Origin of the sequence: Streptomyces sp. NPDC007164, assembly GCF_040634135.1 — a bacterium.
GTDB lineage: Bacteria > Actinomycetota > Actinomycetes > Streptomycetales > Streptomycetaceae > Streptomyces > Streptomyces sanglieri.
In genome coordinates this window covers 118,321-137,795 of record NZ_JBEYFB010000004.1, presented here as the reverse complement: position 1 = coordinate 137,795, position 19,475 = coordinate 118,321, and the positions used below count along the sequence as shown (strand labels likewise).

Sequence of the window (19,475 nt, the reverse complement as noted above, 5' to 3'; positions counted from 1 at the left end):
ATACTCAGTAGGCGCAATACCACTGTACCCCGGATTCGCGCATGTGTGTTGGGCGAATTCATCGGAACGGTGTGATGTCACCGGCCGGCCAGGCCCTTCCGTCCCCCGCCGGGCGGGCTATTCTGCGCTTCATGGAGACGCCTGACAACGCCACTGAAACCTCCGAACCCACCGGAATCGCCGCCCAGGACTGGGCCACCGCTTCCGCGGAGCCGCAGTACCGGGCAGCGGTCGTGGACCTGCTGGGAGCACTCGCGTACGGGGAGCTGGCGGCCTTCGAGCGGCTCGCCGAGGACGCCAAACTCGCGCCGACGCTGGCCGACAAGGCGGAGCTGGCGAAGATGGCCTCCGCCGAATTCCACCACTTCGAGCGGCTGACCGACCGGCTGACCGCGATCGACGTGGAGCCGACCGGCGCCATGGAGCCCTTCGCCAAGGCGCTCGACGACTTCCACCGCCAGACCGCGCCGTCGGACTGGCTGGAGGGCCTGGTCAAGGCATACGTCGGCGACTCGATCGCCAGTGACTTCTACCGGGAGGTCGCGGTCCGGCTCGACTCGGACACCCGCTCCCTCGTGCTGGCCGTGCTCGACGACACCGGACACGGCGAGTTCGCCGTCGAGAAGGTGCGCGCCGCGATCGAGGCGGACCCGCGAGTCGGCGGCCGGCTGGCACTCTGGGCGCGCCGGCTGATGGGCGAGGCGCTCTCCCAGGCCCAGCGGGTGGTCGCCGACCGCGACGCGCTGTCGACGATGCTCGTCGGCGGCGTGGCGGACGGCTTCGACCTGGCCGAGGTCGGACGGATGTTCTCGCGGATCACCGAGGCGCACACCAAGCGGATGGCCGCGCTGGGACTGGCCGCGTAGCCGGATCATCGGGGCCGGCCCGCCGGGCCGGCCTCAGGCCGCCGCTGATCGGCTCAGCGGGCGGCTGCGGGGGCGGATCAGCAGCGAGAGCGTCACGGCCCCGACCAGCGCAGAGCCGACCAGCGTGGCCACGACATGGCCCGGACCCAGCACCGAGTACATGAGATACGCGCCGAACAAACCTCCCAGGGCGCCGGTGGTGAAGACGGCACGGCGGGACGGGAGCCGGTCCGGCAGCGAGCGGAGCGCCAGCCAGGCGAGGGCGAGTCCGAGCAGTACGGAGCCGAGCGGTTCCAGGATCACAGATGATCACCTCGCGAGTTGCGGGGCGGCTAGGGCCTCTCCGGCAGGTCAGGCCCTAAATCGGTCGTTAGCGGTCCTACCCGGGGGTTGCGGAACGCAACCCTCCTGGGCACAGGCTTCACACAGGGATCGTCGGCGCCGGCCGGAACGAGGAGCGGCCCGGTGGGTAATCCCACCGGGCCGCTGCCTCGGTCACTGCTTGAGAGCGTGCTGCACTACAGCGCGCCGAACCCCACCCGACGGGTGCTGGGCTCGCCGATCTCCACGTAAGCGATCCGGTCGGCCGGCACCAGGACCTTGCGGCCCTTCTCGTCCGTGAGGCTGAGCAGCTGCGCCTTACCGGTGAGAGCCTCGGTGACCGCGCTCTCGACCTCTTCGGCGGAAAGCCCGCTCTCCAGAACGATCTCCCGGGGCGTGTGCTGCACCCCGATCTTGACCTCCACGGCTATGTCCCTCCGACGGTCAGTCCCTGCGCGGTGAGCCGCGCCGTACGCAGCACACATTAGCCCGCTGAGGGGGACCGCCTGTGGCCGGTGGGCAACGCCCGCAGCGAACACGGGCGCGGCCGCGCCGGGCGGCCCGCGTCAGTGCTGATCGATGCCATGCAGCGGGAAGCCCGCGATGCCCCGCCAGGCCAGCGACGTGAGCAGCTGGACCGCGGTGTCGCGCGGAATGGCCGAACGGCTGGAGAGCCAGTAGCGGGCGACCACCTGGGAGACACCGCCCAGGCCGACCGCGAGCAGCATCGACTCGTCCTTGGACAGCCCCGTGTCACCGGCGATGACGTCGGAGATCGCCTCGGCGCACTGCAGCGAGACCCGGTCGACGCGCTCGCGCACCGCCGGCTCGTTGGTCAGGTCGGACTCGAAGACCAGCCGGAAGGCGCCGCCCTCGTCCTCCACGTATGCGAAGTACGCGTCCATGGTCGCCGCGACCCGCAGCTTGTTGTCGGTGGTCGACGCCAGGGCCGTACGGACCGCCTGCAGAAGCGATTCGCAGTGCTGGTCGAGAAGGGCCAGATAGAGCTCCAGCTTGCCCGGGAAGTGCTGGTAGAGCACCGGCTTGCTGACCCCGGCCCGCTCGGCGATGTCGTCCATCGCGGCGGAGTGGTAGCCCTGCGCCACAAAGACTTCCTGCGCGGCGCCCAGCAGCTGATTGCGTCGGGCGCGGCGAGGCAGGCGAGTGCCTCGCGGGCGCGCCGCCTCGGTCTGCTCGATGGCTGTCACGCCGCCTCCCAAATTTGTGATCGGACACAGCTTTTCCGTGCACGCTGCGCCGTACAGCCATCGTACTTTTGGGTAACCCGGGTATGCGCGGCGCGGACGCAGAATTTCATGGACCGGACGGCTGCGGTAGCCACAGATTCCTCGGCCGCCGGAACAAATCAGGTTGTATCAGCGGTATTCGTCCTCATCCTGTGCGACGACTCGGGCCTGCTCCGCCGCATCCGCCTCGTCGGCACCGTTCCGGTCGATCTCGGTGAGCGGTTCGTCGCTCCGCTGCTGGAGATCGGCCCGCTGCTCGGCGGCGTCCGCCCGGGGCGTCTCCTGGTCGGGTTCGTCGGGCTGGATGTCCTCGAAGGTCTCCGGGTCGCTGGGGTCGACCGTCATGGTGACTCCCTTCCTTGCTTCGAGCCTAGGAGCTGCGCCCGCGGGCCGCTACGCGGTCTGTGACCGCGAACACATGAATCAGGGTGTGATCGTCTCGTAACATTGCCGCATGTCTTCGACCGAGCTGCCGGGAGTCCGTGCCGTCGCCGCCGCGGTGTCCCCCGCGGTGGGCACCGTCGGGGTCGCGGAGGGGGAGGAGCTGCGCGCCGTCGCGTTGCCCGGGCTGACGCTGACCGTCCGGTCCCGGCCGCCGGAGCGGACCGGACTGCCGCCCGCGCTCTATGTGCACGGGCTCGGCGGCTCCTCGCAGAACTGGTCGGCGCTGATGCCGCTGCTCCAGGACGCGGTGGACGGCGAGGCCGTCGACCTGCCGGGCTTCGGCGACTCCCCGCCCCCGGACGACGGGAACTACTCGGTCACCGGGCATGCCCGTGCCGTGATCCGGTTCCTCGACGCGGGCGGGCGGGGCCCGGTACATCTGTTCGGCAATTCGCTCGGCGGTGCCGTGGCCACCCGGGTCGCCGCGGTCCGTCCCGACCTGGTGCGCACCCTCACCCTCGTCTCGCCCGCGCTCCCGGAGCTGCGGGTGCAGCGCTCCGCCGTGCCGACCGGGCTGCTCGCGGTGCCCGGGGTGGCCGGCCTGTTCGCCCGCCTGACCAGGGACTGGTCGGCGGAGGACCGCACCCGCGGGGTGACCGCGCTCTGTTACGGCGATCCGGGCCGCGTCTCCGAACCGGGCTTCCGCGCCGCGGTGGCCGAAATGGAGCGCCGGATGGAGCTGCCGTACTTCTGGGACGCGATGGCGCGCTCGGCACGTGGCATTGTCGACGCGTACACGCTCGGCGGTCAGCACGGACTGTGGCGCCAGGCCGAGCGGGTGCTCGCACCGACCCAGCTCGTGTACGGCGGACGGGACCAGCTCGTCTCGTACCGGATGGCACGCAAGGCGGCCGCGGCCTTCCGGGATTCACGGCTGCTGACGCTGCCCGACGCGGGGCATGTGGCGATGATGGAGTACCCGGAGGTGGTCGCCCAGGCCTTCCGGGAACTGCTCGACGAACGCGGCGGGAGCTGATCCGGGGCGTGGGACGACATAGTCGAAAGGGCCCCAAACCCTCGGGGCCCGACATCGAGGCCGCCGCCGCGAGCGCGGGTGGCGACCGCGAGGGCACCCGGCAGCCGGGCCCCGGCAACGGCCGGCGCCGGAGGGCGGTGGACGCGCCGGGAAGCCCCGACGGGCACGCCCCGTTCCAGCAGGCCGGACACGTCCGCGGCGGCCACCCCGAGCAGCATGAACCCGGCGGCGGCTGGGGGACCGGGCCGCAGCCCCGGTTCCGGGCCGAGGACCACCGGACCGCTGGGCGGCCGGCCTCGGCCCAGCCGCAGGGGGTGCCCCGGCAGCAGTCGGGGACCGGCACCCGGCCGCTGATACCGGGACCGCGGCGCGAGTTCGTCGAGGCGTTCGACTCGGCGCCCGCACCGCCGGCCCCGCCCGCACCGCGTGGGCCCTCCGTCCCGCCGGCCCGCCCCGCCGATCCGTACGCCCCGGCAGCCGAGGGGGACGGCCGGCCGCCCGGCGGCACCGGTGACCCGGCACCCGCCAGGGACGGCAGCGACGGCAACGACGGCAAGGGCGCCAGGGACGGCCACGACGGCAAGGGTGCCAAGGACGGCAAGGGCGCCAAGGGGCGCACCTTCACCGGGATCGCGGCCGCCGCGGTGACCACGGTGCTCGCGGTGGTGGTGGCCGGGCAGGTCGCCCAGGACAACGGCGGCGGGACCACCGCCGCGCAGCCCGCGGGCGTCGACCGGGAAGGCCCCGACGGCACCTCCCGCTCGGACGACCGGGAGACCCCGAAGGCGGTGCGGGTCAAGCCGCTCTCGTACGAGCAGAAGATGGCCAAGGCCTATCCGCTCGCGCCGAAGCTGAAGGCTTCGGGGAAGTTCGAGGCGGTTCCGGGTACGGCGAAGGCCCCGGGCAGGGGACACAGGTACAAGTACCGGATCGACGTGGAGAAGGGCCTCGGTCTCGACGCCGCGCTGTTCGCCAGGGCCGTCCAGGAGACGCTCAATGACGACCGCAGCTGGGCGCACGACGGGGCGATGACCTTCGAGCGGATCTCCTCCGGCGACCCCGACTTCGTGATCACCCTGGCCAGCCCCGGGACCACCGGCGAGTGGTGCGAGAAGTCGGGTCTGGACACGACGGTGGACAACGTCAGCTGCGACTCCGCCGCGACCGAGCGCGTGATGATCAACGCCTACCGCTGGGCACAGGGGTCCTCGACCTTCGGTCCGGACAAACTCTTCGCCTACCGCCAGATGCTGATCAACCATGAGGTCGGTCACCGGCTGGGGCACAACCATGTGAGCTGCGGCACGCCCGGCGCCCTCGCCCCGGTGATGCAGCAGCAGACCAAGTCGCTGAACATCGACGGAATCAAGTGCCGTCCCAACGCCTGGGTGCATCCGCCCAGTTGATCCGGGAAGAGGCGGCCCCGCAGGTGTGACGGGCCGCCTCCCGGGCCCGCCGGGCCCCGTGGCCGTACGTGGAACCGGCACACGCATGCCCACAGGCTGTCCGAATGGCGAGACCACTGTCTCAATTCGCGTTGACATCCCCTGGGCGGTGAACCATATTTCTCGGCATGTCACACAGCCCCGTCCTCCCCGATCGCGCAGTCATAGAGCTGGCGCTCATCGGTGTGACCGGGCACAGTGTCGCCGACATCGACTGTTGCTGACGCCTGCCCGAGCGCGCGTCCGCCCGCGGCCCGAGCCCTGAACGGGCCGGGCCGCCACGCATGACCGCCGCGCCGGGCGCATTCCGTCCGCAGGCGCGGCAGTTCGCTGTTTCCGGTCACCTTCTCCACCCATCGACCGGCTGTGTGCACTCGCTCTCGTCGCTGCCTGCACGGAACCATTCCGTCCCGTTTTCTCCAGGCAGTACACCCGAGAGGTCATCTTCCGATGCGTCAACCGTCCGTCATATCGCGCCGCGTGGCCGCGGCCACCGCAGTACTCGTCGTGGCGGCGGGTGCCGCGGCCTGCGGACCCGAGGACAACAAGGGCGGCGACGGCAGCTCCGGCGCGGCGGGCAAGCCGCAGAAGGGCGGCACGCTCACCGTCCTCAACAGCAAGCCGCAGGAGGACTTCGACCCCGCGCGGCTCTACACCTCCGGCGGCGGCAACGTCCCGTCCCTGGTCTTCCGCACGCTTACCACCCGCAACCGGGAGGACGGCGCCGCCGGCGCGAAGGTCGTCCCCGACCTCGCGACCGACCTGGGCACGCCCAGCAAGAACGCCACCGTGTGGACGTACACCCTCAAGGACGGCCTGAAGTACGAGGACGGCACCGCGATCACCAGTGCCGACATCAAGTACGGCATCGAGCGCTCCTTCGCCGCCGAGCTCTCCGGCGGTGCGCCCTACCTGCGCGACTGGCTGATCGGCGGCGCCGACTACCAGGGCCCGTACAAGGACAAGAAGGGCCTCGACTCGATCGAGACGCCCGACGCGAAGACGATCGTCTTCCACCTCAACAAGCCGGAGGGCGAATTCCCCTTCCTGGCCACCCAGACCCAGACCACCCCGGTGCCCAAGGCCAAGGACAACGGCACCAAGTACGAGGAGCACCCGATCTCCTCGGGCCCGTACAAGGTCGTCAAGAACGAGGGTGACGGCGAGCGTCTGGTCCTGGAGCGCAACCCGCACTGGTCGGCGTCGACCGACGAGGAGCGCAAGGCGTACCCCGACCGGATCGACGTGCGCTCCGGGCTCGACTCCGCCGTCATCAACCAGCGGCTGTCCGCCTCGCAGGGCGCGGACGCCGCCGCCGTCACCACCGACACCAACCTGGGCCCGGCCGAGCTGGCCAAGGTCACCGGCGACAAGAAGCTCGCTTCCCGCGTCGGCACCGGCCACTTCGGCTACACCAACTACATCGCCTTCAACCCGAAGGTGAAGCCCTTCGACAACCCGAAGGTGCGCCAGGCGATCTCGTACGCTGTCGACCGCTCCTCCGTGGTCAACGCGGCCGGCGGCTCCTCGCTCGCCGAGCCCGCCACCACCTTCCTGCCCGACCAGGCGGCCTTCGGCTACACGCCGTACGACCACTTCCCGGCCGGCAAGAACGGCGACCCGGCCAAGGCCAAGGAGCTGCTGAAGGAGGCCGGCTACCCCAAGGGGCTGACCGTCACCCTCACCCACTCCAACGACAAGGACTTCGCCACCAGCCCGGAGATCGCCACCGCGCTCCAGGAGGCGCTGAAGAAGGCCGGCATCACCGTCAAGCTCCAGGGACTGGAGAGCAACGACTACTCCGACACGGTCTACAACCTGAAGAGCGAGCCCGGCTTCTTCCTCGGCGGCTGGGGCGCCGACTGGCCGTCCGGCGGCCCGTTCTTCGCGCCGATCTTCGACGGGCGCCAGATCGTCAAGTCCGGCTACAACTTCAACTCCGGTCAGCTGAACGACCCCGCGGTCAACAAGGAGATCGACGAGATCAACAAGCTGACCGACCTGGACGCCGCCGCGAAGCGCTGGGGCGCGCTCGACAAGAAGGTCGGTGAGCAGGCACTGACCGTGCCGCTGTTCCACCCGGTCTACAAGCGTCTGTACGGCGAGTCCGTCAAGAACGTCGTGATCAGCGACTGGACCGGCGTGCTCGACATCTCGCAGGTCGCGGTCAAGTAGTCATGGCAGAAGCACTTCCGGTCGAGGAGGCGGGGGCCGTGAAGGTCCCCGCCTCCGGGGCCCATCCGTTCTGGCGGCGGCTGCGCGCCCGGCGCTCGGCCCTCGTGGCGGCCGCGATCGTCGCCCTGCTGGTCCTGGCCGCGCTCGCCGCCCCGCTGCTCGCGGGCATCGAGGGCCAGGACCCCACCACGTACCACCCGGATCTCGTCGACTCCGCCTCCGGCGGGGTGCCCATCGGCTCCTTCGGCGGGATCAGCGCCGAGCACTGGCTCGGCGTCGAACCGCTCACCGGACGCGACCTGTTCGCCCGCATCGTGTACGGCGCCCGGGTCTCGCTCGGCGTCGCGCTCGGCGCCACCCTGCTCCAGGTGATCATCGGCGTCGGCATCGGGCTCGCGGCCGGGCTCGGCAACCGCTTCGTCGACCAGGCGCTCAGCCGGGTCACCGACGTCGTGGTCGCGCTGCCCGTCATGGTGACCGCGCTCGGCGCGCTCGCCGTCGTACCCACCAGCTTCCCCCGCCCGGTCCTGATCGCGGTGATCATCGGCCTGGTCGGCTGGTCCGGAACATCGAAGATCGTGCGCGCCCAGACGCTCTCGCTGAAATCCCGCGACCACGTCGCCGCAGCCCGGCTCAGCGGCTGGGGCTCCTGGCAGATCGCCAGGCGCGAACTGCTGCCCGCCCTCGCCGCCCCCATCATCACCTACGCGGTGCTGCTCTTCCCGTCCAACATCGTCGTCGAGGCGGCCCTGTCCTTCCTCGGCGTCGGCATCAAGCCGCCCACGCCGTCCTGGGGACAGATGCTCAGCGACGCCGACACCTGGTACCAGGCGGCACCCACCTATCTGCTGATCCCCGCCCTGCTGCTCTTCGTCACCGTGCTGGCGCTGACCGTCCTCGGCGAGGGCGTACGCACCGCACTCGACCCGCGCGCCGAGTCCCGGCTGCGGATCGGCACCGGACGGAAGAAGGAGGCCGACGCGTGAAGTGGTTCCTGCTCAGACGCCTCGGCGGGGCACTCTTCGTGCTGCTCGCCCTCAGCGTCGTCGTCTACGCCGCCTTCTACGTGGCCCCCGGCAATGTCGCGCAGATCGCCTGCGGTCCGCGCTGCTCGCCCGCACAGGTGGCGCAGGTCAGTGAACAACTGCACCTGGGCGACCCGCTGTACATGCAGTACTGGCACTTCCTCCAGGGGCTCTTCGCCGGTCACGACTACTCGACCGGCACCGGGGTGCTGCACTGCCAGGCCCCCTGCCTGGGGCTCTCGTACCAGAGCGACCAGCAGGTCACCGAGCTGATCCTGGCCAAGCTCCCGGCCACCGCCTCGCTCGCCGTCGGCGCCTTCGTGCTGTGGATGCTGCTCGGCGTCGGCACCGGACTGCTCTCGGTGTGGCGGCGCGGCCGGCCGACCGAGCGCATCCTCACCTGGATCACCCTGGCGGGCATGGCGACCCCGGTGTTCGTCATCGGACTGCTGCTGATCATCGTCCTGGTGACGGCGCTCCAGATCCTGCCGTTCCCGGACTACGTACCGCTCACCGAGGACCCCGAGCAGTGGGCCTGGAACCTGCTGCTGCCCTGGATCTCACTGGCCCTGGTGTCCGCGGCCCCGTACGCCCGGATGACCCGGGCCTCCATGATGGAGACCCTGGCCGAGGACCATGTGCGCACCTTCAGGGCGTACGGGGTCAGTGAGCGGGCGCTCGTCGGGCGGCACGCGCTGCGCGGTGCGCTGGCGCCGGTGATCGCGCTCGGCGCACTCGACATCGGCTCGATGTTCGGCGGCGCCGTCCTCACCGAGTCGCTCTTCGGGATTCCGGGCGTCGGCCGTGAACTCGTCGACGCCGTGAAGCACGTGGACCTCCCGGTGGTCGTCGGACTGGTGCTGGTCACCGGATTCTTCGTGGTCCTCGCCAATGCCGTCGCGGACATTCTCCAGGCGATGGCCGACCGACGGGTGGTACTGGCATGAGCCTGGTCGAAGTCTCCGATCTCTCGATCTCGTTCGGCGACGTACGGGCCGTGGACGGGCTGTCGTTCTCGCTGGAGGCGGGCGGCGCCCTCGGCGTGGTCGGCGAGTCCGGCTCCGGCAAGAGCGCCTCGGCGTACGCCCTGCTCGGACTGCACCGGGGGACCGGCGCGAAGGTCGGCGGCTCCATCCGGGTCGCCGGGGTGGACGTGAGCGCCGCGGACGACGCGGAACTGCGGGCGCTGCGCGGCGCCAGGGCCGCGATGGTCTTCCAGGACCCGCTGTCCTCGCTGGACCCGTACTACGCGGTCGGCGACCAGATCGCCGAGGTGTACCGGGTGCACAACCGGGCCTCCCGCCGGGCGGCGCGGGCGCGGGCGGTGGAGGTGCTGGACCGGGTCGGGATTCCCGACGCGGCACGGCGCTCCCGGTCGAGGCCGCACGAGTTCTCCGGCGGAATGCGCCAGCGGGCACTGATCGCCATGGCGCTGGCCTGCGAGCCCCAGCTGCTCATCGCCGACGAGCCGACGACCGCCCTGGACGTCACCGTCCAGGCGCAGATCCTGGACCTGCTCCACGATCTGCGCCGCGAGACGGGCATGGGGCTGCTGCTGGTCACCCACGACGTGGGCGTGGCGGCGGAGTCGGTCGACGAGGTGCTGGTCATGCAGTCGGGCCGGGCGGTGGAGCGGGGGCCGGTGCGCGAGGTGCTGGTGGCACCGCGCGAGCCCTACACGAAGGCGCTGCTGTCCGCGGTGCCCCGGGTGACGGAGCCGCGCGTCCCGTCCGATACGGCGGCGGACGACGGCGAGGTGCTCGTCGAGGCCGTCGACGTCCGGCAGGTGTTCGGCAGGGGGAAGTCCGCCCTCGCCGCCGTCGACGGGGTCTCCCTCGCCGTCCGGCGCGGCGAGACCCTCGGCGTCGTCGGGGAGAGCGGCAGCGGCAAGACCACCCTCGGGCGGATGCTCGTCGGACTGCTGGAGCCCACCTCGGGGCGGCTCACCCGCGACGCCCGGGTGCAGATGGTCTTCCAGGACCCCGTCTCCTCCCTGAACCCCCGCCGCTCCATCGGTGAGTCGGTCGCGGACCCGCTGCGCGCCTCCGGGCAGCGCGACGGGGCCGCGATCAGGGCGCGGGTGCGGGACCTGCTGACCCGGGTCGGGCTCGACCCGGACAGCTACGACCGCTACCCGCACGAGTTCAGCGGCGGACAGCGCCAGCGCGTCGGAATCGCGCGGGCACTGGCCGCCGAGCCGGAGCTGATCGTCTGCGACGAGGCGGTCTCCGCGCTCGACGTGACGACCCAGGCCCAGGTGACCGCCCTGCTCGCGGAACTCCAGCGGGAGCTGGGCCTCGCCCTGGTCTTCATCGCGCACGACCTCGCCGTCGTACGGCAGGTCAGCGACCGGGTCGCCGTCATGCGGCAGGGCCGGATCGTGGAGGAGGGCGAGGTGGACCAGGTGTACGGCGACCCGCGGGACCCGTACACCAAGCAACTGCTGGCGGCCGTTCCCGCGCTCGATCCGGCGCTCGCGGCGGTGCGCCGCGCGGCCCGCAAGGAGCTGGCCGCTGCCTGACCCTGAGTGACCGTTCACTCCCATAGCGCGACAGAACGCCATCGGGGTGGGAAAGTTACGACGGTTCACCCCTTTCGGTGGCGCGACGGACAACCGTCCGTCGCGCCACCGGCGTATCCGCTTACGGTCGTCCCGCTGTGAGCCGCCATTCCAACGGCGGCCGCCCACAAGGGAGATCGGGGGTGTACTCGTGCGGATCGGACTGCTCACCGACGGTGGATACCCGTATGCGAACGGTGAGTCCGGGCTCTGGTGCGACCGCCTGGTGCGCGGGCTCGCCCAGCACGAGTTCGATCTCTTCGCGCTGAGCCGCTCCGCCGAACAGGAGGAGCGGGGCTGGGTGCCGCTCCCGATCCAGGTCGGCCGGGTGCGGACGGCGCCGCTCTGGACGGCCGACGAGGACGTGCCGGGCACCCGGGCCCCCAGAAGGCTGCTCGCCCGGATGGTGACCGGCGGCCACGCCCGCCCGTACGGACGGCGCGAACGGCAGCGCTTCACGGCCCACTTCACGGCTCTCGCGGCCTCGGTCTGCGCGGCGGGCGCGGCGGGCGGCGAGGACGACGCCGCGGGCGGGGAAGCGGGCGCCGGCGGGTCGGGCGGCGATGGGCGTACGTCCGTGGCCGCGGACGCGCGGTTCACCCAGGGCCTGTACGGTCTCGCCGAACTCGCCCGTGAACGCGGCGGGCTCACCGCCGCCCTCCGCTCCGAGACCGCTGTGCGGGTGCTCGAAGCGGCCTGCCGCGCCCCCGGCACCGGGCGCACCGTCCAGACCGCCACCGTCCCCGACCTCCTCGCCTTCGCCCGGGAGCTGGACCGGGTGCTCCGCCCGCTCTCGTTCGACTGGTACGACGAGGAGGGCCTCGGCGCGGTCGACCTCTGTCACGCGACGTCCGGTGGCGCCGCTCTGCCGGGTCTGCTGGCCAAACGCTTCTTCGGGGTGCCGCTGCTGGTCACCGAGCACGGCGTGCACCTGCGGGCGCACTACCTCGCGGCGACCGGCGCCGAGCTGAACGCGCCGGTGCGCGCCCTGCTCGCCGGCTTCCACGGGCGGCTCGCCACCGAGGTGTACCGGCAGGCCGCCGTCGTCACACCGGGCAACACCCACGTCCGCCGCTGGCAGGAGAGGTGCGGCGCCGAGCGGGAGAAGCTGCGCACCGTCCACCCCGGCATGGAGTCCGAGCGCTTCGCGGCGCTGGGGGAGAGCGGCGACAGCGGCCCCGACGACACCCTGGTCTGGGTCGGCCGGGTCGAGCCCGCCAAGGACCTGATCGCGCTGCTGCACGCCTTCGCGGAGGTACGGAAGGACGAGCCGGACACCCGGCTGAGGATCATCGGCGCCCCGGCACCGGGCCCGGCAGGCGCCACCTACCTCGCGCACTGCCGGGCGCTCGCCGCCCAGCTCTTCCCCGACGAGGCCACGGACGCGCACGCCGTCGGCGACAACCCGGTCTCCTTCGAGGACATCGGCGGGGCCGAGGTGCCCGAACTCCCGGACGCCTACGCGGCGGGCGGGGTCGTCGTTCTCTCCAGCGTGATGGAGGGCTTTCCGACCGGTCTCGTCGAGGCGATGTTCTGTGGCCGGGCCACCGTGTCCACGGACGTCGGAGCGGTCGTCGAGGTCATCGGCGGCACCGGACTCGTGGTGCCCCCGCGCAACCCCCGGGCGCTGGCCGACGCCTGTCTCGCGCTGCTGCGGGACCCCGAGCGCCGTGCACGGCTCGGGGCGGCGGCGCGCGCCCGCGCACTCGAACTCTTCACCGTCGAACAGAACCTCGCGGCATTTCGCGGCATTTACCTGGAGCTGATCTCGCACGCCCCGGTGCGCAGGGAGGCCGAAGCGGTGGACACCGACGGCGGACCGCGTCCGTTCGCCACCCCGCCCGAGGCGCACGTCCTGGGCCCGTGGCCGGCCCCGGGCGCCGCCCCGGCCGGCCACACGCCCAGCTGGGCCGCCGCCGGCCCCCGGACCGTCTGCGCGGGAGCGCGGGGAGCGGGTGGCGGCGATGCGTGAACAGGGGCAGGGACAGGAGCCGGGGCAGGGACAGGAGCCGGCCGGGCCGGGACGCGGCGGACCGGAGCGGTCCGAAGCGGCCGACGACGATCACGGAGGAACCACCATGGGCCGCCCGACCGAGGTGTCCGACGCACCCGCCGCACCGAGCACCGGCGGAAGCTGGGACCTCCGCTCCCGGGCCCTGGTCTCCGGACCGCCCGCCGCCGGGGAGCCGGAGCCGGAGCCGGAACCGGAACTGCGGCAGGATCCGGTACCGCAGCGGGGACCGGAGCCGCAGCCGAAACCGGAGCCGCGGCAGGATCCGGAGCTGCGGCAGGATGCGGAGCCGCGGCGGGACCCGGTGGACCCGGCGGACCCGGCGGACCCGGCGGGCGCCGCCGGTCCTTCCGGGGCGCCCGCCCGCGCCCCCGAGATCGCCCGCACCGCATCCGCGCGCCGGCCCGGTGCCTCGCGCCGTGGCCCCGCCGACCCGGTGAAGTCACTGATGCACCGGCACCGCGAGCTGTGCGAGCGGGCCGTCGATCCGCTGGAGGTCGCCGCCGGGCTCGAAGCCCATGGCGTCACCGACCGCACCGCCGCCCGCTACCGGCACCGCGACGTCTTCTCGCTCGCCGAGGAACTGTTCGCACGGGTACCCGGCGTGGCCAAGGACCCCGCGCCCGGCCCCGAAGCGCCGGAGCGCGACATCGCGACCCGCGCCGCCTGGTCGCTCCGCGCGCTGCTGCCGGGCGCCGCCTGCGTCGCGACCGCCGGCGCACTCAGGCTCACCGAGGGAACGCTCGACGGCCGGACCCGGCTCACCATCGCCCTGGCCGGGGCGCTCCTCGCCGTCGTCGGGCTCGCGCTCGCGCTGCGCAGCGGCCCCCTGCACGCCGGGGGCCGCTCCTCGGGCGCCGCCCGGGTGTACGTCTGCTGGCTCCTCGGCTACGTCCTGTACGGCGAACCGCTGCTCGGCCAGGTGCTCAGCGGCGGCCCCGACGGCCCCTGGCACATCACTCCCGCACCGCTGCTGGGCCTGGCCCTCGCGCTCGCCCCGGCCACCTGGTGCGCCCACCTCTTCTCCGTACACGCGCAGCGCAGACTCATCGGCAGCCGCGCGCTGGAGGAGTTCGCCGCGGGCGTGCGCCCCCTGCTGTTCGGGGCGGTCGCGCTACATCTTTGCGCCCTCGCCGGTCTGCTGTACCTCGCGCACCTGGGGTACGGGGGCGGCGGAGCGTTCGCCGGGGCGGCCGCGCTCGGGGTGCTGCTCCTGCTGGCCCGGCTGCTGACCGTGCACGGGTTCCCCGAGCTCGCGGTCGGCGGACTCGCCTTCGCCTGTGCGGCCGAGGCGCTGGCCCCCGCGCTGGTCCTGGCCGGGCGGCTGCCCGGTCTGCACTTCCTCGCCCGCCCCCTCGACCTTCTCGTCATGACGTCCGGCACCGGATCCGTACCCGCCATCGCGTGCGGAGGAGCCGCGCTCGGGCTGCTTGTCGCAGCCACCGTCGTCCTCTCCCGGGCGTCCGCCCACACCACCGCCCGGCCGGTCTACGAAGGCCCGGCCGTCGCGTAACCACAGCCGTACCACTGCCATCGCACGCCCCGCGGAGCCGACGCCGCGGGTCATTGCCCAACCGCACCTCACTTCTCAAGGAGACACCGGACATGACCCCCCAATCCCCTTCACCGGCAGCTCGCCGTCGGCGCCGAGGGGGCGCGCGATGAGGGTGCTGCTGCTCGGAGCCAACGGATTCCTCGGCCGGTTCGTGGCCGACCGCCTGCTCGCCGACCCCGCCGTGCACCTCACGGCGCTCGGCCGCGGCGACGACGCCGACGTACGGTTCGACCTCGCCAGCGGCAGCCCCGGAGCGCTGACCCGCTTCCTGGACGCCGTCCACCCCGGAGTGGTCGTCAACTGCGCGGGCGCCACCCGCGGCGGGGCCCGCGACCTCACCCGCCACAACACCGTCGCCGTCGCCACGGTCTGCGAGGCGATGCGGCGCAGCGGCTGCACGGCCCGGCTCGTCCAGGTCGGCTGCTCCTCGGAGTACGGGCCCTCGCAGCCCGGCTCGTCCACCGCCGAGGACGCCGTCCCGCGCCCCGGCGGCCCGTACGGCGTCAGCAAGCTCGCCGCCACCGAACTCGTCCTCGGCTCCGGCCTCGACGCGGTCGTGCTGCGGGTCTTCTCCCCGGTCGGTCCGGGCACCCCGGCCGGATCCCCGCTCGGCAGGCTCGCCGAGGCGATGCGCCGGGCCATGCAGTCCGGCGACGGCGAGCTGAAGCTCAGCGGCCTCGGCGTGCAGCGCGACTTCGTGGACGTACGCGATGTCGCCCGCGCCGTGCACGCCGCCTCGCTCTCCGCCGCCCAGGGCGTCGTCAACATCGGCACCGGCCGCGCCGTGCGCCTGCGGGACGCGGCCGCCGTACTCGCCAGGGTCGCCGGATACGCCGGCGCGCTCCATGAGCTCGACGCGCCCCCGCCCCGGCTGCCCATCGGCGCCCCGCGCACCTCGACCGAGTCGGTCATCGAGCACCTCTCGGCGACCCCGTCCCCCTATCCGGACGGCTGCGGCGCCTGGCAGCAGGCCGACGTCCGCACCGCCAGGGACCGGCTCGGCTGGCGCCCCCGGATCAATCTGGAGGAGTCCCTCGCCGACATCTGGATGGAGGCGGCGTGCCGTATCTGACCAGCACCGGAACGGCCCGCCGGACCGGCGGCGCCGAACAGCTCGGCTTCGGCGTGCCCGGCTACGCGCATCCGCTGCTCGCCCCGACCGAATGGGCCGAGCTGGCCCGCCCCGGAACCCCGCTGCACTGGGCCGTCCTCAACATCGACAATGGCCCCGGGGCCCGCCCCGATCCGCACTGCCTGGAGGCCGCGGGCCGGCTCCGCAACGCGCGGGAGCGGGCCGTGCACGGCGAGGACCCGCGGGACTCGGCCCGCGCGACGGGCGGCCGGCTGCTCGGCCATCTCGATCTGGCCTTCGGCAGCCGCTCCTTCGGGGAACTGATCGCCGACGCGCAGTCGTTCCTCGACTGGTACCGCGTCGACGGCTTCTATCTCGGCCGCTGCCCGGCCGGGCGCCCCGAGCTCCCGGCGGTGCGCCGTCTCACCGCCACGCTCGCCACGCTCCTGGAGCACGGCGAGCCGCCGTACGGGGAGGGGAGCGGGCAGTTGGTGCTCGGTCTCGGCACCCACCCGCACCCCGGCTACGCCGAGGCCGCCGACCAGCTGGTCACCTTCTGCGGACCGTGGACGGACTACCGCTGGTCGCAGGTGGCGGAGTGGACCGCCTCGTATCCGCCGGAGCGGTTCGCGCACTTCGTCCACGGCGTTCCGCGCACCCACCTCGACGAGGCCATGCGCATCGCCCGCTGGCAGGGAGCGGGCACGATCTTCTTCACGGATCGAGACGATCAGCAGGGACAAACCGATCCATTCGCGGCGCTGCCCAGGTACTGGGACGAAATTGTCTCGCGGATCGGACCTGGTATCTCGGAATGAGAAGGGGCGTGGCAGTGTTACCGGAAGAACAACCGTACGTAGTCGAAGTACGTAGAAACCGACCACCTGCATTGTTGAGGTTCCTGTGTCGCTGCCACCCCTGGTCGAGCCAGCTGCTGAGCTCACCGTCGACGAGGTCCGCAGGTACTCCCGCCACCTGATCATCCCGGATGTCGGGATGGACGGACAGAAGCGGCTGAAGAACGCGAAGGTGCTCTGTGTGGGCGCCGGCGGTCTCGGGTCGCCGGCCCTGATGTACCTGGCCGCGGCCGGTGTCGGCACGCTCGGCATCGTGGAGTTCGACGAGGTCGACGAGTCGAACCTGCAGCGCCAGATCATCCACAGTCAGTCCGACATCGGGCGCTCCAAGGCCGAGTCCGCCAAGGACTCGGTGCTGGGCATCAACCCGTACGTGAACGTGATCCTTCACGAGGAGCGGCTCGAAGCCGACAACGTGATGGACATCTTCGCCCAGTACGACCTGATCGTGGACGGCACGGACAACTTCGCCACCCGCTATCTGGTCAACGACGCGGCCGTACTGCTGAACAAGCCGTACATCTGGGGCTCGATCTACCGGTTCGACGGCCAGGCATCCGTCTTCTGGTCCGAGCACGGCCCCTGCTACCGCTGCCTCTACCCGGAGCCGCCCCCGCCGGGCATGGTTCCGTCCTGCGCCGAGGGCGGCGTGCTGGGCGTGCTCTGCGCGTCCGTCGGCTCCATCCAGGTCACCGAGGCCATCAAGCTGCTCGCCGGCATCGGCGACCCGCTGGTCGGCCGGCTGATGATCTACGACGCCCTGGAGATGCAGTACCGCCAGGTCAAGGTCCGCAAGGACCCCGACTGCGCGGTCTGCGGCGAGAACCCCACCGTCACCGAGCTCATCGACTACGAGGCCTTCTGCGGCGTCGTGTCCGAGGAGGCCCAGGAGGCGGCGCTCGGCTCCACGATCACTCCCAAGCAGCTCAAGGAGTGGATCGACGCGGACGAGAAGATCGAGATCATCGACGTCCGTGAGCCGAACGAGTACGAGATCGTCTCGATCCCGGGCGCGAAGCTGATCCCGAAGAACGAGTTCCTGATGGGCAGCGCCCTCCAGGACCTCCCGCAGGACAAGCGCATCGTCCTGCACTGCAAGACGGGCGTCCGCAGCGCCGAGGTCCTCGCGGTCCTCAAGTCGGCGGGCTTCGCCGACGCGGTGCACGTGGGCGGCGGCGTGATCGGCTGGGTCAACCAGATCGAGCCCGAGAAGCCGGTCTACTAGGAGCACGAACGCTTCGAAAGGGCCGGTCCGCAACCGCGGACCGGCCCCTTCGTCGTTCGAGCCCCCGGACCGGGGTTACGAGCAGGTCTTACCGTCCTCCGGGACCATCCCGTCCAGGAAGTACGCGTCCACGGCCGAGGTCACGCAGGAGTTCCCGCCGTACGCGCCGTGCCCCTCGCCCTTGTTGGTGAGCAGGACGCCCACGCCCTTGCCCAGCTCGTCCGCCATCTTCCGGGCACCCTCGTACGGCGTCGCGGGGTCACCGGTCGTCCCGACGGCCAGGACCGGACCGGCGCCCGGAGCGCTCGTCTCGGGGGTGTCGTGCTCACCCTCCACCGGCCACTGCGCGCACCAGCCGGCCGTGTCCCACGCCAGGAACGGGCCGAACACCGGCGACAGCTTCCGGAACTCCGGCAGCAGTGCCCTGGCCTCGTCCGCCGTCGGCCGGAGCTTGCTGTCCGCGCAGGAGATGGCGCGCTGCGAATGGTTCTGGGTGTCGTAGTGCCCCTTCTCGTCCCGCCCGTTGTACGAGTCGGCCAGTTCGAGCAGCATGTTCCCGGTGCCGCGCGTTTCCGCCTCGTCCAGCGCCCGGGTCAGATACGGCCAGTTGCTCTTGGAGTAGAGCGGCATGACGATGCCGGTGACGGCCAGCGACTCGTTGAGCTCGCGGCCCGAGGTGGTCGGCAGCGGCTTCTTGTCGATCCGCTCCAGCAGCCGGGTGATTCGTCGGGTGCCCGCCTTCGGGTCCTGGCCGCGGTCCTTGAGGTAGTTCTCCAGCGCCCGCTGGAAGCCGGTCGCCTGGTTGCGGGCGTGCCCGATGGTGTCCGCGGTCGGGTCGACGACGGCGTCCAGCACGGTGCGTCCGACGTTCGCGGGGAAGAGGTGCGCGTAGGTGCCGCCGAGCTCGGTGCCGTACGACATCCCGAAGTACGTGAGCTTCTTGTCGCCGAGCACCGCGCGGATCAGGTCCATGTCCCGGGCGGCGTTCGTCGTGCCGACGTAGGGCAGGACCTTCCCGGAGCGGCGCTCGCAACCGGCGCCGAAGTCCGCGCCGTCCTTCATGAACGCCGTCTCCTCGGCCGCCGTGTCCGGGGTCATGTCGACCTTCCGGTAGGCGGTCTCCTGCTCCTTGTCGGTGCGGCAGCTCACCCCTTCGCTGCCGGCGACCCCGCGCGGGTCGAAGCCCACCAGGTCGTAGCGGGAGTTGAGGTTGTCGTACGACCGGGCGGCGCGCGGCAGTATCGATACGCCCGAGCCGCCGGGGCCGCCGAAGTTGAACAGCATCGAGCCGAGGCGCCGGCCCGTGTTCCCGGCCTTCTTGCGGATCAGCGCGATCCCGATCGTCTCGCCGTCGGGCTTCGCGTAGTCCAGCGGCACCCGGGCCGTCGAGCAGCGCCACTCGGAACCGGGTGCGCTCTCGCCCGCGCGGGCCTCGCAGCGCTTCCAGTCCAGCCGCTGGGAGGTGAGGGAGGCGGGCAGCCGGGGAGTGCCCGGCTGCCCGCTCGGCTCGGTGGACGGACGGCCGGCCGAGGACGCGGGATCGCGGTCCGTTCCCCCGGCCGGCTTGTCGTCCGTGCTCCCGCCGCAGCCGGCGAGCAGCCCCGTCAGCAGAAGTGCGGCGCCGGCCAGAGCCCCGGCGCGTGCGTGTGCGACCACGTGTGCGTCCTCCCCGATGTGCCTGTACTCACGACGTACA

General features: G+C 72.1%; 18 protein-coding genes. 13 read left to right on the top strand and 5 right to left on the bottom strand.

All coding sequences use genetic code 11. The features are described 5' to 3' along the window. Positions 1-131: 131 nt before the first annotated feature. Positions 132-866: a ferritin-like fold-containing protein gene (locus ABZ622_RS09300; RefSeq protein WP_360541751.1), complete on the top strand. Its 735-nt coding sequence runs from the start codon at positions 132-134 to the stop codon at positions 864-866. A 33-nt stretch (positions 867-899) separates the two neighbouring features. Here ABZ622_RS09300 and ABZ622_RS09295 read toward each other — a convergent pair whose 3' ends face one another. From ABZ622_RS09295 to ABZ622_RS09280, 4 genes are all read right to left on the bottom strand, one after another. Beyond that, complete coding sequence (locus tag ABZ622_RS09295) at positions 900-1,169, bottom strand: hypothetical protein (RefSeq protein WP_360541750.1); 270 nt, start codon at positions 1,167-1,169, stop codon at positions 900-902. A gap of 215 nt (positions 1,170-1,384) precedes the next feature. Beyond that, entirely contained in the window at positions 1,385-1,612 is a 228-nt protein-coding gene (locus tag ABZ622_RS09290) for a DUF3107 domain-containing protein (RefSeq protein WP_360541749.1), read from the bottom strand. Between the two features lie 141 nt (positions 1,613-1,753). Continuing rightward, on the bottom strand, positions 1,754-2,395 hold the full coding sequence (locus ABZ622_RS09285; protein ID WP_018105511.1) for a TetR/AcrR family transcriptional regulator: 642 nt from the start codon (positions 2,393-2,395) through the stop codon (positions 1,754-1,756). Between the two features lie 168 nt (positions 2,396-2,563). Further along, positions 2,564-2,779 carry a hypothetical protein gene (locus ABZ622_RS09280; protein ID WP_360541748.1) on the bottom strand — a complete coding sequence of 72 codons (216 nt, stop codon included), beginning with the start codon at positions 2,777-2,779 and terminating at the stop codon, positions 2,564-2,566. Between the two features lie 109 nt (positions 2,780-2,888). On the opposite strand from ABZ622_RS09280, the gene ABZ622_RS09275 reads away from it, so the two are divergent. The 12 genes from ABZ622_RS09275 (at position 2,889) to moeZ (ending at position 17,779) form a co-directional block, all read left to right on the top strand. After that, positions 2,889-3,854, top strand: a complete 966-nt coding sequence (locus ABZ622_RS09275; RefSeq protein ID WP_360541747.1) for an alpha/beta hydrolase — start codon at positions 2,889-2,891, stop codon at positions 3,852-3,854. Between the two features lie 8 nt (positions 3,855-3,862). Further along, the gene (locus ABZ622_RS09270) at positions 3,863-5,260 is read left to right on the top strand and encodes a DUF3152 domain-containing protein (protein WP_360541746.1); all 1,398 of its coding nucleotides are present in this window, start codon (positions 3,863-3,865) and stop codon (positions 5,258-5,260) included. A gap of 167 nt (positions 5,261-5,427) precedes the next feature. After that, entirely contained in the window at positions 5,428-5,523 is a 96-nt protein-coding gene (locus ABZ622_RS09265) for an Ms4533A family Cys-rich leader peptide (RefSeq protein WP_323180016.1), read from the top strand. A gap of 226 nt (positions 5,524-5,749) precedes the next feature. After that, entirely contained in the window at positions 5,750-7,474 is a 1,725-nt protein-coding gene (locus ABZ622_RS09260; protein WP_360541745.1) for an ABC transporter substrate-binding protein, read from the top strand. Between the two features lie 2 nt (positions 7,475-7,476). Next, the gene (locus ABZ622_RS09255; protein WP_360541744.1) at positions 7,477-8,460 is read left to right on the top strand and encodes an ABC transporter permease; all 984 of its coding nucleotides are present in this window, start codon (positions 7,477-7,479) and stop codon (positions 8,458-8,460) included. Then, a complete protein-coding gene (locus ABZ622_RS09250) occupies positions 8,457-9,446 on the top strand; it encodes an ABC transporter permease (protein WP_360541743.1) in 990 nt (329 codons plus the stop codon). The genes ABZ622_RS09255 and ABZ622_RS09250 overlap by 4 nt, the downstream gene beginning before the upstream one ends. After that, entirely contained in the window at positions 9,443-11,020 is a 1,578-nt protein-coding gene (locus ABZ622_RS09245) for an ABC transporter ATP-binding protein (protein ID WP_360541742.1), read from the top strand. Before ABZ622_RS09250 ends, ABZ622_RS09245 begins: the two co-directional genes overlap by 4 nt. A 190-nt stretch (positions 11,021-11,210) precedes the next feature. Beyond that, positions 11,211-13,031: a glycosyltransferase gene (locus ABZ622_RS09240; RefSeq protein WP_360541741.1), complete on the top strand. Its 1,821-nt coding sequence runs from the start codon at positions 11,211-11,213 to the stop codon at positions 13,029-13,031. A 106-nt stretch (positions 13,032-13,137) separates the two neighbouring features. Beyond that, positions 13,138-14,583: a hypothetical protein gene (locus ABZ622_RS09235; protein ID WP_360541740.1), complete on the top strand. Its 1,446-nt coding sequence runs from the start codon at positions 13,138-13,140 to the stop codon at positions 14,581-14,583. A gap of 148 nt (positions 14,584-14,731) precedes the next feature. Continuing rightward, positions 14,732-15,697, top strand: a complete 966-nt coding sequence (locus ABZ622_RS09230) for an NAD-dependent epimerase/dehydratase family protein (RefSeq protein ID WP_124716526.1) — start codon at positions 14,732-14,734, stop codon at positions 15,695-15,697. Next, a complete protein-coding gene (locus ABZ622_RS09225; protein ID WP_360541739.1) occupies positions 15,685-16,515 on the top strand; it encodes a spherulation-specific family 4 protein in 831 nt (276 codons plus the stop codon). Before ABZ622_RS09230 ends, ABZ622_RS09225 begins: the two co-directional genes overlap by 13 nt. 85 nt (positions 16,516-16,600) lie before the next feature. Further along, a complete protein-coding gene (moeZ, locus tag ABZ622_RS09220; protein ID WP_259928779.1) occupies positions 16,601-17,779 on the top strand; it encodes an adenylyltransferase/sulfurtransferase MoeZ in 1,179 nt (392 codons plus the stop codon). Between the two features lie 75 nt (positions 17,780-17,854). Here the strand turns inward: moeZ and ABZ622_RS09215 are convergent, their stop codons facing one another. After that, positions 17,855-19,435: an alpha/beta hydrolase gene (locus ABZ622_RS09215; RefSeq protein ID WP_360541738.1), complete on the bottom strand. Its 1,581-nt coding sequence runs from the start codon at positions 19,433-19,435 to the stop codon at positions 17,855-17,857. Positions 19,436-19,475 lie beyond the last annotated feature (40 nt).